Annotated in this window: 13 protein-coding genes and 1 riboswitch; of the genes, 7 read left to right on the top strand and 6 right to left on the bottom strand. The window is 61.7% G+C overall.

Going from position 1 to position 13,088, the window contains the following annotated elements; all coding sequences use genetic code 11:
- Positions 1 to 69: 69 nt before the first annotated feature.
- The 5 genes from NBH21_RS22105 to NBH21_RS22085 are packed head-to-tail and all read right to left on the bottom strand — an operon-like array spanning position 70 to position 4,130.
- A complete protein-coding gene (locus tag NBH21_RS22105; protein ID WP_250915105.1) occupies positions 70 to 852 on the bottom strand; it encodes a class I SAM-dependent methyltransferase in 783 nt (260 codons plus the stop codon).
- Positions 849 to 1,292, bottom strand: coding sequence for a pseudoazurin (locus tag NBH21_RS22100; RefSeq protein WP_250915104.1), 444 nt, complete (start codon positions 1,290 to 1,292; stop codon positions 849 to 851). The genes NBH21_RS22105 and NBH21_RS22100 overlap by 4 nt, the downstream gene beginning before the upstream one ends.
- The gene (locus tag NBH21_RS22095) at positions 1,289 to 2,074 is read right to left on the bottom strand and encodes an ABC transporter ATP-binding protein (protein ID WP_250915103.1); all 786 of its coding nucleotides are present in this window, start codon (positions 2,072 to 2,074) and stop codon (positions 1,289 to 1,291) included. The genes NBH21_RS22100 and NBH21_RS22095 overlap by 4 nt, the downstream gene beginning before the upstream one ends.
- Positions 2,071 to 3,099, bottom strand: a complete 1,029-nt coding sequence (locus NBH21_RS22090) for a FecCD family ABC transporter permease (protein ID WP_250915102.1) — start codon at positions 3,097 to 3,099, stop codon at positions 2,071 to 2,073. The genes NBH21_RS22095 and NBH21_RS22090 overlap by 4 nt, the downstream gene beginning before the upstream one ends.
- On the bottom strand, positions 3,096 to 4,130 hold the full coding sequence (locus NBH21_RS22085; RefSeq protein ID WP_250915101.1) for an ABC transporter substrate-binding protein: 1,035 nt from the start codon (positions 4,128 to 4,130) through the stop codon (positions 3,096 to 3,098). The genes NBH21_RS22090 and NBH21_RS22085 overlap by 4 nt, the downstream gene beginning before the upstream one ends.
- A gap of 193 nt (positions 4,131 to 4,323) precedes the next feature.
- Positions 4,324 to 4,558, bottom strand: a riboswitch (cobalamin riboswitch).
- 327 nt (positions 4,559 to 4,885) lie between these two features.
- On the opposite strand from NBH21_RS22085, the gene NBH21_RS22080 reads away from it, so the two are divergent.
- The 7 genes from NBH21_RS22080 to NBH21_RS22050 all read left to right on the top strand — a co-directional run bounded on the left by NBH21_RS22080 (position 4,886) and on the right by NBH21_RS22050 (position 12,356).
- Positions 4,886 to 5,848 (top strand): aliphatic sulfonate ABC transporter substrate-binding protein, encoded by a 963-nt coding sequence (locus NBH21_RS22080; RefSeq protein WP_250915100.1) that lies wholly within the window; start codon positions 4,886 to 4,888, stop codon positions 5,846 to 5,848.
- An 11-nt stretch (positions 5,849 to 5,859) separates the two neighbouring features.
- Entirely contained in the window at positions 5,860 to 6,696 is an 837-nt protein-coding gene (locus tag NBH21_RS22075) for an ABC transporter permease (protein WP_250915099.1), read from the top strand.
- 2 nt (positions 6,697 to 6,698) lie between these two features.
- Entirely contained in the window at positions 6,699 to 7,457 is a 759-nt protein-coding gene (locus NBH21_RS22070) for an ABC transporter ATP-binding protein (RefSeq protein ID WP_250915098.1), read from the top strand.
- A gap of 31 nt (positions 7,458 to 7,488) precedes the next feature.
- Positions 7,489 to 8,841 (top strand): LLM class flavin-dependent oxidoreductase, encoded by a 1,353-nt coding sequence (locus tag NBH21_RS22065; protein ID WP_250915097.1) that lies wholly within the window; start codon positions 7,489 to 7,491, stop codon positions 8,839 to 8,841.
- 250 nt (positions 8,842 to 9,091) lie between these two features.
- Complete coding sequence (locus tag NBH21_RS22060) at positions 9,092 to 10,078, top strand: amino acid ABC transporter substrate-binding protein (RefSeq protein WP_250915492.1); 987 nt, start codon at positions 9,092 to 9,094, stop codon at positions 10,076 to 10,078.
- 17 nt (positions 10,079 to 10,095) lie between these two features.
- A complete protein-coding gene (locus NBH21_RS22055; RefSeq protein ID WP_250915096.1) occupies positions 10,096 to 11,286 on the top strand; it encodes an amino acid ABC transporter permease in 1,191 nt (396 codons plus the stop codon).
- The gene (locus tag NBH21_RS22050; protein WP_250915095.1) at positions 11,283 to 12,356 is read left to right on the top strand and encodes an amino acid ABC transporter permease; all 1,074 of its coding nucleotides are present in this window, start codon (positions 11,283 to 11,285) and stop codon (positions 12,354 to 12,356) included. Before NBH21_RS22055 ends, NBH21_RS22050 begins: the two co-directional genes overlap by 4 nt.
- A 97-nt stretch (positions 12,357 to 12,453) precedes the next feature.
- Here NBH21_RS22050 and NBH21_RS22045 read toward each other — a convergent pair whose 3' ends face one another.
- Positions 12,454 to 13,050, bottom strand: a complete 597-nt coding sequence (locus tag NBH21_RS22045; RefSeq protein WP_250915094.1) for a biliverdin-producing heme oxygenase — start codon at positions 13,048 to 13,050, stop codon at positions 12,454 to 12,456.
- Positions 13,051 to 13,088 lie beyond the last annotated feature (38 nt).

Here is a 13,088-nt window from a genome sequence, read left to right as displayed (position 1 = left end):
AAGATATCTTTATATGAAGGATCTAGACCTGCATGCATCCAACCGCGACGCGAAGGAGCGTTACGCGTCCTATTCAGGACGTTTGCAGGAGAGGATGAAACGCCGGTAGAGCAAGGTTCTCAGCCTGTTTCTGAGATCGGCGGTCTGCCGTTGCGCCGCCGCGATCGGAGTGTGGGACCCGATCTCGACAGCCTTGAAACCGGCTGCATCGAGAAGCGGCTTAAGACGCTCCACGGTGAGCCCTTCGCCAAATGGCAATCGCCGCATGATGTCCGCATGCCTGTCGCTCATAGCTCCGTCATAATACGGATCGACGCCGACAATGCGGTCGATCAGCTCTATCGCGCGGGAAACGATCCGCCCCAGAGGCGTCGGCGCCGCCCAGTTACCGTCGAAGATCAACAGCCTTCCGCCCGGCTTCAAAACCCGGAACCACTCCGCAAAGGCCTGCTGCGGTTCCGTAAGCGCCCAGACGAGGTGACGACAAACGACCGCATCATAGGTTCCGTCCGGCTCCATGGTCTGTTCCGCATCGGCAAGGATGAAACACACCCCCGACCTGTCCGCATGCTTGCGGCGGGCGACATCGATCATGGCCTCGGAAAAATCAAGCCCCGTGACATCGTGGCCGAGCGAAAGCAGGACGTTCGTCACCTCGCCCGTACCGGACGCCAGTTCCAGCACCTTCAGCGGTTCAGAGCCGAGACGCTGGCGGACCGCATTCGCCCAGGCATTGAGTTCGGGACCGGGTGGAATGCGGTGCCCGAAGGCAAGGTCGAAGGTTTCCGAGCGCTTCGACCAGTAATCGCGGATGTCTTCCTTGAGGTGATGGTTCGAAGGCTGCCGGCTCATGGCGAGGTCTTGCCAGTCGCACTGTCGAACAGGGTTTGCATGCGCGGTCTGGCCCGCGCCGGGATATCGATCTGGCGATATTGTTCCGGCAGCTCGGCCTCACCGACCTTGATCAGCATCACCATGCCCATGCCGAAATGCGGCGAGCACTTGATACCGTAGAAGCCCGGCTGGTCGAAGCCGACCTCGATCTCTTCATTGATCTTGCCCTTGAAACCCGGATAGCCCTCCGGCAACATCCCGTCGATGGTCGCGACGTTGTGGCTCTTGTTGGTCGCGATGAATTTCACCCTGTCGCCCGGCTGGACATGCAGGAAATCCGGTTCGAACACCATAGAACCCTTCTCTCCGCGGTTCATCATCTTCACCTCGAAGGTCTCGGCAAAGGCCGGAGCGGCAAAGGCGATAAAAGCCGCCAGAACGAGGAAATATGTCTTCATGAAACGAGTGCTTTCTCCTTTTCAGGGCGCAGATAACGGATGGAACAGCCATCCGCGCCGTGCCGGTCGATAGCGACCTCCACACCGAAGACATCGCGGATCCGCGTCGGCGTCAGCACGTCGCGGGGCTTGCCGAGCGCGATCAGCTGACCGGAATACATGACGGCGATGCGGTCGCAGAACATGGCTGCGTGGTTGAGATCGTGAAGGGCCGCCACCACGGTCAGTTCCTGGCGGCGGACGAGATCGAGCAGGCCGATCTGATGGCCGATATCGAGATGGTTGGTCGGCTCGTCGAGAAGCAGAATACCCGGCTCCTGGGCGAGCGCACGGCCGATATGCAGCCGCTGGCGTTCACCGCCCGAAAGCGTGTGCCAGGACCGGTCGGCAAGATGGGTCATGTCGACATTGGCAAGCGCCGTATCGACGATTGCCGCGTCCTTCACCGACCATGGTGAAAGCGCGCCGAGATAGGGCGTGCGCCCGAGTTCGACGGCCTGCCGGGCGGTGATCCGCTCGCCGGTTTCCGCCTGCTGCTCCACCAGCGCCAGACGCCGGGCGACTTCGCGCCGGCCGAGCGCGCTGATCGGCGCGCCGTCGAGGAAAATGTCTCCCGACTTCGGCTTCCTGATGCCGGCGAGCAAGGCCATCAGGCTGGTCTTGCCGGAGCCGTTCGGCCCGATGATGCCGAGAAATTCACCTGAACGGACATCGAGCGTGACATTCTTCAGGATCGGGACATTGCCGACGCCCCATGAGACATTTCTGGCTGAAAGCGTCATGCACGCCCCCTCTTCTGCCCCAGAATGAAGGCGAAGGCCGGCGCTCCGACCAGCGCCGTGATGACGCCGATGGGCAGGACCTGCCCGGTGATCAGGATACGCGAAAGTATGTCCGCACCGATCATAAACACCGCGCCGATCAGCGCGGCCGCAGGCAGAAGCACGCCATGGCGAACTCCGACCATCATACGCGCCGCATGCGGGATGACGAGACCGACGAAGCCGATCGAACCGACGATGGACACCATGACGGCTGTCATCATCGCAGAGACGCCGACAAGCGTGAAATGGGTGCGACGGACCGAAATGCCGAGAGATGCTGCGGATTCCGCTCCGAAGGTAAAGGCGTCAAGCGCACGCGCATGCCAGAGACAGACGACGAAACCGGCAAGCGTCGCGGGAATGGCAAGCCATGCATCAGGCCAGCGCACGCCGGAGAGATTGCCAAGCAGCCAGAACATGATGCCCCGCGCCTGTTCGGCGGTCGCCGCCTTGGTGACGATGAAAGAGGTCAGTGCGTTGAAGAGCTGCGATCCGGCCACCCCTGCGAGAATGATGGCAGCCGTTCCACGGCCCGCCTTCATCGCCAGCAGACTGACGAGCGCAAAGGCAACGAGCGCGCCGGCGAAAGCACCCATCGGAAGGGTCAGAAAGCCCGCCCCGACACCCAGGATCGCAACGCTGACGGCACCGGTCGAAGCGCCGGCCGAAATGCCGAGAAGATAAGGATCGGCGAGACAATTGCGCAGCAACGATTGCAGCACGACGCCGGACAGCGACAGCGCCGCACCACAACAGGCCGCGACGACGGCCCGGCTGAGACGATAGCTCCAGACGATGCCCTCATCGATCGGTTCCAGCGGATAGCCCGCACCCCACAACCGGTTGGCCACGGTTTTCGCCACTGTATCGAGCGGAATTGCCGTCTCCCCGATTGCCGCGCCTAGCCAGAGCGCGGCAAGCAGGATGACGAGCGCGGCAAGAGCCACGCCCGTTCGTCCGAAGCGTGTGACTGCGGATGTCACTTGCTCAGACCGGCAGCTTCGATGGCGTCGGCAAGCGTCTCGATACCCTCGATCGTGCGGATCGTCGGGTTCATAGCCTGTGCATCCATGTCGAAGACATGCCCGTTCTTCACCGCCGGCATCAGGCTTGCGACCGGATCCGCCTTCAGGAACTCATGCTTGACGGCCACGTCATCAGCCGGGAAGCGGCGACGGTCCATCCTGCCCGCAACGATCATCGTCGGGTTGGCCTTGGCGATGGTTTCCCAGCCGACCGTCGGCCACTCCTCATCGCTCTCGATAATGTTGCTGATACCAAGTGCGGACATGATGTAGGCGGGAGCGCCCTTCTTGCCGGCAACATAGGGATCGACGTCCAATTCGGCGCTGGAGAACCAGAAAACGGCGGAGAGCTTGCCCTGTGCCGAGGCGATCTTCGCGCGGGCGGCCTCCTCGCGCTTCTTCAGGTCGGCCACGACCTCCTCGCCCTTTGCCTCGACATCGAAGATCTTCGCGAGGTCGCGCACTTCCTGATAGATCAGGTCCATGGTGAAGACCGCGTTGCGCACGCCGTCGCCACCGCCGGAATTGTCCTTGCCGATGCAATCGGCCGGCGAGGTATAGACCGGAATGCCCAGTTCCTCGAATTGCTGCGGCGTTGCGACGATACCCTCGGGACCGACGTGCCACTGGAACTGAGCAGTGACGAGGTCCGGCTTCTTCGCAACGACGCTTTCGAAGCTCGGATCGTTGTCGGCCAGCCGTTCTACCTTGGCGTTCGCGCTTTCATAGCCTTCGAGCACCGGACCGATCCAGACAGCGGTGCCGACCACCTTGTCCGCAAGGCCGAGGAGATACAGGATCTCGGTGCTGCTCTGGCCGATGGAAACTGTCCGCGAGGGTGCCTTCTCGAAAGTGACCTGGCGGCCGCAGTTCTCGAGCGTCAGCGGATAGCTGGTTCCCGCAGCCATGGCATTGTGGAAAAAGCCGGAAGCGAGCAAGGACAGGGCGCAAAGGCCCGCGCGCATCGGCCGCTTGAAAATGGTCTTCATCATAATTCCCCGAAAAAGATGTGAGTGCCGGCCCGGGATGTGAGTGCGAGACGGCGATGAGATCAGAATGCCCGGTGGGCATTCCGGTCGGTCAAACGATCGTCGGAATACGGGGAGTGCGAAGCGTCGAAACGCAAATGAGCGACAGACATGAACATGACATGCTCCTGTTCCGGGCTTCCCCGCCCGTGACGATGGATCGATTTTGACGGCAGGTCTCCTGGCTTACGGATATCTGTCGTCCATCTGCCTTCCCGCGCCCTTACGGCACAGTGGCATGACGCCCTTCGGCGTCACGGGGATGGACGGCAATCCGCTTACAGTTGCGGGGGCAGCCACGGTCTTGGTCCCTGTTTGGGTCCTCCGCACCGTGTTCCCTATTAATCCCCTTGCTTTAGGCTCGGGGAACCGTCGGCCCTCAGATAAGGGGCGGCATGACCCTGCGTCAAGCCGAAAGGTGGACAGTTTCACAATCGCATCGCGACGGCAGACGGAGGATCGGTCATGTTGGCTCCACAGGTTGCCATGGCTGAATATGTAATGTTGTTACGCTCGTCAATTGAAAGTTATGTAATAACATATCATATGAATATGCACGCCCGTTGGCGCCGCGAGAGACATCGTGCCAGCGAACGCAGAACGCACCGAATCTTATTCCCTTTAAATCTACAAATTTAGTCTGATTAATCTCCCTCTACTCCCCATTGCCCCCTAGTCTTGCGGAAATGCCATTTATCAAGATTGGGGAGACCAACATGAGCTTCATCCGTACGACCGTGCTCGGCCTCGCGGCGGCACTTGCCCTCGGCCTCCAGGTCGTTCAGGCATCCGACCTCAAGGAAATCCGCATCGACTGGGCCACCTACAACCCCGTGAGCGTTCTCCTGAAGAAGGAAGGCCTGCTGGAGAAGGAGTTCGAGAAGGACGGCATCAGCGTCACCTGGGTACAGTCCGCCGGCTCCAACAAGGCTCTGGAATTCCTGAACGCCCAGTCGATCGATTTCGGTTCGACGGCAGGCGCGGCAGCCCTGATCGCGCGCGTCAACGGCAATCCCGTCAAATCCGTCTACGTCTATTCCCGTCCTGAGTGGACCGCCCTTGTCACCCGCCCCGATACCGGCATCACCAAGGTCGAGGACCTGAAGGGCAAGAAAATCGCCGTGACCCGCGGAACGGATCCGCACATCTTCCTCGTGCGCGCGCTTGCCGACGCCGGCCTCAGCGAAAAGGATGTCAGCCTCGTTCTTCTCCAGCACGCCGATGGCAAGCTCGCACTGCTGCGCGGCGATGTGGATGCCTGGGCAGGCCTCGACCCCCTGATGGCTTCGGCGGAAGTGGAAAGCGGCGCGCAGCTGTTCTTCCGCAAGCCGGAAAACAACACCTGGGGCGTGCTGAACACAACCGAAACCTTCGCAAGCGAACATCCGGAAATCGTCAGCCGCGTGATCGCCGTCTATGAAGCCGCCCGCGCCCAGGCCATCGCCGATCCCGCCGCGCTCAAAGCAGCCGTCGTCGAAGCCACCAAGCTTCCCGAGAACGTGATCGCCAAGCAACTCGAACGAACCGACCTCTCCCAGCCGCAGATCGGCGAGAAGCAGCGCGAGACGATCCTTGCCGCCGGCCTCGCTCTTCAACAGGCAGGCGTGCTCCCGGCCGATGTCAAGATCGAACAAGTGGTCTCGCAGCTGATCGACGACCGTTTCGCAGTCAGCCAGTAAGGCGGAAAGCGATGACCAACGCGGTAGAAGAAACGCTTCAGCCTTCGGCGCCGGCAACCTTATCCGGCGGACTTGCGACGCGGCTCGCGTCGAAGTTCGCCGTCGCTGTCGCCGTACCGGTCCTTGGCCTGCTTCTCTGGGAGCTTGCGGCCTCTGCCGGCTGGCTGAACGCGCGTCTCATGCCGCCGCCATCACGCACATTCGCGACGCTATGGTTCCTCACTGAGACCGGTGAACTCTACCGGCATATCGCCGCCACGACGCTGCGTGTGCTGATCGGCTTTGCCGTCGGCGCGGCCGCAGCCACTATGGCAGGCGCGCTCGTCGGCTATTTCGCCACCCTGCGAAGGCTGCTCGACCCAACCTTGCAGGCGCTTCGGGCGATCCCCTCGATCGCCTGGGTGCCGCTGTTCATCCTCTGGTTCGGCATTTTCGAGACGTCCAAGGTGGTGCTGATCGCCGTCGGCGTATTCTTCCCCGTCTATCTTGGCGTGGTCGGCGCAATCCTCAGCGTCGACCGCAAGATCGTCGAGGTCGGGCGCATGTTCCGCCTCTCCGGCTTTGCCCTCGTCCGGCGCATCCTGCTCCCTGCCGTTCTGCCGACCTACATCGTGTCACTGAGAGCCGGCCTCGGCCTCGGCTGGATGTTCGTCGTGGCCGCCGAATTCATGGGAGCGTCTGAAGGACTGGGCTATCTGCTCGTCGACGGACAGCAGCTCGGCAAGCCAGATCAGGTTCTCGCCTCCATCATCGTCTTCGCAATCGCCGGCAAACTGACGGACAGCCTCCTCCTTGCCGCAACGGCGCCATTGCTGCGTTGGCAGGACAACTTCCGGCAGGAGCACTGATAATGCTGGCGATCGAAAACCTTTCGAAGACCTATCCCAACGGCGCCCACGCATTGGAACGCTTCTCGCTGAATGTCGACCGCGGCGAGATCGTCGCCGTGATCGGCGGTTCGGGCTGCGGCAAGAGCACCTTGCTGCGGCTGATTGCGGGACTGGAGACCGCGAGCCAGGGCACCGTCACCGTCGCTGGTCAGCCGATCAGGACCCCGCATCCACTGGTCAACCTGATCTTTCAGGAACCACGCCTCCTGCCATGGCTGACGGTCGCCGAAAACGTCGGCTTCGGCCTCGCCGATGCGGAAATCGATGCGCGCGGGGAACTGATCGAGGGCGGGCTTCGCCGCGTCGGTCTATCCGATTACGCCAACCGCTGGCCCAAGGAACTGTCCGGCGGACAGGCGCAGAGGGTGGCAATCGCAAGGGCACTCGTCACCCGCCCGCAGGTGCTGCTGCTCGACGAACCGTTTTCGGCGCTGGATGCCTTCACCCGCGCTGACCTTCAGGACCACCTCCTCGAGATATGGGCAACCGCGCGGCCAACCATGCTGCTGGTCACGCATGACATCGATGAAGCGCTGGTTCTCGCGGACCGCGTCGTCGTCATGCAGCCCTGGCCCGGCCGTATCCTCAGGACGATAGACATCGATCTTCCGCGCCGCCGCGACAGGGGTTCGGAGGAATTCGCCGCAGCCCGTCATGACCTGCTGCTGGTGCTGAACGACTCGCTGCGGCACCGCCCGGCTTACGCCCGGACGGCCTGAGATCACTGCCAAGCCCCTCAAGGATACCAGCATGCCGAAGCAGATCCTGCTCAACGCCTTCAACATGAATTGCGTGGGGCACATCAATCATGGCCTCTGGGCGCATCCACGGGATACCTCCCATCGCTACAAGGAGCTGGGATACTGGACCGATCTGGCCCGTACGCTTGAGCGCGGATTGTTCGACGGGTTGTTCATCGCCGATATTCTCGGGGTCTACGATGTCTATGAAAACTCCGTAGACCTGACGCTGCGCGAAACCATCCAGCTTCCCGTCAACGATCCGCTGATGCTGGTCTCCGCCATGGCGGCGGCGACCTCCAATCTCGGGTTCGGTGTGACCGTGAACATCGCCGCCGAACATCCCTATCTCTTGGCACGCCGGTTCTCCACGCTCGACCACCTGACCTCCGGCCGCATCGGCTGGAACATCGTCACTGGCTATCTCGACAGCGCCGCCCGCGCCCTCGGGCAGACGGGCCTGAACGAACACGACAGCCGCTACGATCAGGCCGACGAATGTATGGAGCTTCTCTACAAGCTCTGGGAGACAAGCTGGGACGACGATGCCGTCGTTCTCGACCGCACCGAGCGGATCTATGCGCGCCCGGAAAAGGTGCAGCCCATCAGCCATCATGGCCGCTATTACGACGTGGAAGGCTATCACCTGAGCGAACCCTCGCGTCAGCGCACCCCGGTTCTCTTCCAGGCCGGCACATCGCCGAGGGGCAAGGCGTTTGCGGCGCGTCACGCCGAATGCACATTCATCAACGCAACCGATCCGGCGTCAGCGCGCGCCGCATCCCGCGCCATCCGCAAAGCTGTTGCCGATGCCGGCCGCCGGCCCGACGATATCAAGATGCTGGTCGGCATCACGGTTGTCGCAGACCAGACCATGGCCAGAGCGGAGGCGAAATATGCCGATTACCGCCGCTACGCCAGCCCGGAGGCGGGACTGGCGCATTTTTCAGCCGGCACTGGCATCGATCTCTCCCGTCTCGATCTGGATACGCCCATCGCGCAGAGCGCGGACAATGGCAACGCCATACAATCCAACATCCAGACGGCCCGCGACACGGGCCTGACCAAGCGCAAACTACTGGAAAAGCTGTCGCTCGGCGGCAGATATCCTGTAATCGTCGGCAATGGCGAGACGATTGCCGATGAGCTCCAGACCTGGATCGAGGAAGGCGAGATCGACGGCTTCAACCTGACCCGGACCGTGGTTCCCGAAAGCTTCGACGATTTTATCGACGTCGTCATACCCGTGCTTCAGGAGCGCGGCCTCTACAAGACAGCCTATGAGAAGGGCTCCTTCCGCAACCGGCTGTTCGGTCATGGCGACCGCCTGCTGGCTCCTCATCCTGCGGCCGGCCTCCGCTGAAACAGGCGCTTTGGCGGCCTTTTTGGCGACACGCAATACAACCCTGAAAAGCTCCAAAATTTGGGCGACATGTCCAAACTTTGTGCGCAATGCAAAATAAAATACCTATTCCATAAAATTAGTCGATTTATGATCAAAACAGTTCCGCATCGGCATCAAGCGATGGGAATTTCAAAAACGAGCAGGAGATTTCATGCTGGACTTTTCGAAAATCAATCGCCGCGCCGGCCGTATCGCCGCCATCGCCCTGATGGCAGCCACAGCACTTTCTGCGGGCCTCGCCAACGCCGGCGAAACTCTGGACAAGATCAAGCAACGCGGCCTCATCAAGGTCGGCGTCGGCACCACGCCGGGCTTCTTCTCCCCGGACAGCAACGGCCGCTGGAACGGCTTCTTCATCGATTACGGCCGCGCACTCGCGATCACCGTGTTCAACGATCCGGAAAAGGTCGAATTCACCAACTCCTCGCCGCAGCAGCGTCTGCCGGCCCTGCAGTCAGGCGAATACGACGTCCTGCTCTCGGGCGTCACCCAGACCATCACCCGCGCCTTCAAGCTCGGCTTCCACTTCGGTCCCGTGATCTTCTATGACGGCCAGGGCCTGCTGGTCCGCAAGGATCTCGGCGTAACCAAGGGCACGGAACTCGATGGCGCCACCATCGGCGTCCAGAGCGGCACCACGGGTGAACTCAACATCGCCGACTTCTTCCGCAAGACCGGCAAGAAGTTCACCCCCGTGACGATCGAGGAAACCGGCGAATTCGTAAAGGCGCTGGAATCCGGCCGCGTCGACGCCCTCACACAGGACGCCACCGACCTTGCCGGCAAGCGCACCCAGCTGAAGAACCCCGACGACTACGTCCTGCTCCCCGAGCGCCTTTCCAAGGAACCGCTGGCTCCGGCAATCCGCGGCGGTGACGACCAGTGGCTCGAAATCGTCAACTGGACCGTCTACGCAACGATCCAGGCCGAGGAGTATGGCATCACCAAGGCCAATGTCGATGACTTCCTGAAGAGCGAAGATCCGGCGATCAAGCGCTTCCTTGGCGTCGACCCCTCCCTCGGCGAGGCGATCGGTCTCGATCCGAAGTTTGCCTACAACATCATCAAGACGCTGGGCAATTACGGCGAAATCTTCGACCGCAACATCGGCAAGGGCACCACGCTCAACCTCGAGCGCGGCTACAACAATCTCTGGACGAATGGCGGCCTCCTCTATTCTCCGCCCTTCCGTTGATCGAAACGGCAACACCCATGACGACGAAAACCCTGCCGGGTCCGATAGGGCCCGGTTTGCTCGTCAAGTTCTCGACATGGATCGGACCCCTGCCCTTCAGGCAGGTGGTGCTCCTTCTCGGCGTACTGCTCGCCTTCTGGTTCTTCAGCGCCAATACGCTCCAGAACATGCAGAAGGCAAACCTCGCGCCCGGCTTCGGCTTCCTCTTCCAGCAGGCCAATTTCGAGATCGGCGAAAGCGTGGTCGCCTATCAGGCCGGAGACAGCTATGGCCGCGCCCTTCTGGCCGGACTTGCCAACACCGGCAGGGTCGCCCTGCTCGGCTGCATTCTGGCAACCGTTCTCGGTGTCTTTCTCGGCATCGCCCGGCTGGCAGGCAATCCGCTTCTGGCGGCGCTGATCCGCGGCTATGTTGAGATCCTGCGCGGCACGCCGCTGCTCTTGCAGCTCTTTCTCTGGACAGGCGTCTTCCAGAGCCTGCCCGCCCCCCGCAACGCCATCACGGTTCTCGACCTCGCCTTCCTCAGTAATCGTGGGGTCTTCGTCCCGTCGCTTGCCATTGACGGTTTTTCCTCCACCATCTGGCTTCCGCTCCTGATCGCGGTCGTCGCGGCACCCATTGTCGCCGCGCGAAAGCTGTTCAAGGGCAAGAGCTTCTACGTCACGAAAAGTGCCGCCCTTGTCACCGCTACCGTCGGCGTGACGCTCGCCATTCTCGCCCTGTTCGGTCACCCGCCCGTCGTGGAAGCGCCGGTGCGCGGCGGCTTCAATATCCGCGGCGGCTGGTCGCTCACACCGGAATTCGCAGCTCTCCTGACCGGGCTGACTATCAATGCCTCGGCCATCATTTCGGAGATCGTGCGCAGCGGCATCCAGTCGGTGAAAAGCGGTCAATGGGAAGCGGCCCGCGCACTCGGCCTGAAACCCGGCCAGGTCATGCGCCTCGTCGTCCTGCCGCAGGCCCTTCGCGTGATCACCCCGCTGATGACATCGAACTATCTCGACCTGACGAAGAATTCGAGCCTTGCGGTTGCGATCGGCTTCCCGGATATCGTCAGCGTCGCCAACACCACCGCCAACACGACCGGACAGGTGATCGAGTCGATAACGTTGATCATGCTGCTCTATCTCTCGATCAATCTCGCGGTCTCCGCGTTGATGAACATCTACAACCGCAAGATCGCGCTCAAGGGAGCCCTTTCCCGATGACGATGCTCTCCCTTCAGGGGCCTCCCGATGCCGTACTGATGAAGAGATGGAAACTGATCTCCGCGCATCCGGCAAACACCGCAATCACTTTCCTGCTCGTCGCGCTGCTTGTCTGGTTCGGCTTGCCCATCCTGCGCTGGGCGCTTCTCGACGCCGTCTGGTGGGGAACGGCGGACGACTGCGCGGCGGAAACCGCCGGGGCCTGCTGGGCCTTCGTAGTGATAAAGCTGCGCTTCATCCTCTTCGCCTTCTATCCACCCGACCTGCAATGGCGACCCGCACTCGCCGTCGCTGCCACCTTGCTTCTGCTGATCGGCACTGCGCAGCCCCGCTTCTGGGGCCGGAATCTCGTTACCGTATGGCTCGCGACGCTGGCCGCGGCCTGGCTGCTCGTCTCCGGCACCGTCATTGGGCCGCCGATCTCCACAAACCAGTGGGGTGGCCTGCCGATCACGCTTTTCGTCTCCATCGCAGGCCTTGGCTTTGCCTTCCCCATCGCAGTCGCCATGGCCCTTGCGAGACAGTCTCGCATGCGCATCGTCCGTAGTCTCGCAGTCGGATATATCGAAATCCTGCGCGGTGTGCCGATGATCGTCGTGCTTTATGTCGCCATGCTGATCGTGCCCATGGCGCTGCCGGCCGGCGCGCTGGTCGACAAGCTGCTTCGCGCCCAGATCGGCATCACGCTCTTCACCTCCGCCTACCTTGCCGAAATCATCCGCGCCGGGCTGCAGGCGCTGCCGGCCGGACAGACAGATGCGGCATCGGCGCTTGGCCTCACCTACTGGCAGACCGCGCGACTGGTCATCCTCCCACAGGCCTTGCGCGCCGTCATCCCGGCCATCGTCAATCTCTCGGTCGGCATTCTGCTGAACACGTCGTTGCTGGCCGTCATCGGCATTTACGACCTGCTGAATGCCGCCAAGGCATCCGCGACCGATCCGCAATGGCTGGGCTACTACACGGAAGCCTACATCCTCGCCGCCGCGATCTATTTCGCCATCAGCTTCAGCGCCTCGCGCTACAGCCTCTGGCTGGAACGCTATCTGCGGGCAAGCGACCAGCACTGAAACATGCAAAAGGCAAAATGCCCGGACCTGCGCTTCAAACAACAGGTCCGGGCATCGAAAAGGCTCCACAAAGGGAACAGAAGGCAGAGCGATCCGGTCAGGCCCGGGGCATTTCCCGCTCGACCAGATCGTAGACGAAGGCAAAGGCCTGACGGGCACCTTCGACGGCGCGCACGTCTTCTTCCGGCTGCAACGAAACGGCATCCAGCGCCGCAGTGAAGTTGCGCCAATGCAAGGCACGACCGTCGGAATGGCCAACGAGATGACGCGCTCCGAAGGTCTCTGAAAGACCGAGCGTCTTCGTCGCCGTTTTCAGCAGAATGGCCGCACCGAGATTGGAGCCCTCGACGACATAAAGCCAACCGAGCGCCGTCGGCACATCCACCGGCTCATCGACTTCCACGGCAGGCACCGGCAACTCACCGGAAACATCCTCGAAATCCTTCAGAACGCTATCGAGCCGCCGACGCGTGGAGAGGCCGGGAAGCAGGGCTTCAAGCTGTGGATCGAGATAGTAGCGATCCACCCTGCTGTGCAGGGCGTGCTGCACCCTGAGAAATGCGGCGTAACGGTCGAGACCGCCGAATGGATCGGCGCTCATGATCCGCTTGTCGAGCTTCTCATGGGTGGCATGAGTTCCAAGGCGCAGGCGCATCGCACGGCCTGGCTCGGCAAGTACGGCTTCAGCAGTCATTTATGATCCTCATATGTCGATTGTATCGTTAGGTTGGG

This window comes from Ciceribacter sichuanensis, from assembly GCF_024055605.1.
Taxonomy (GTDB): Bacteria; Pseudomonadota; Alphaproteobacteria; order Rhizobiales; family Rhizobiaceae; genus Allorhizobium; species Allorhizobium sichuanense.
This window is presented reverse-complemented; position numbering and strand designations above follow the sequence as displayed.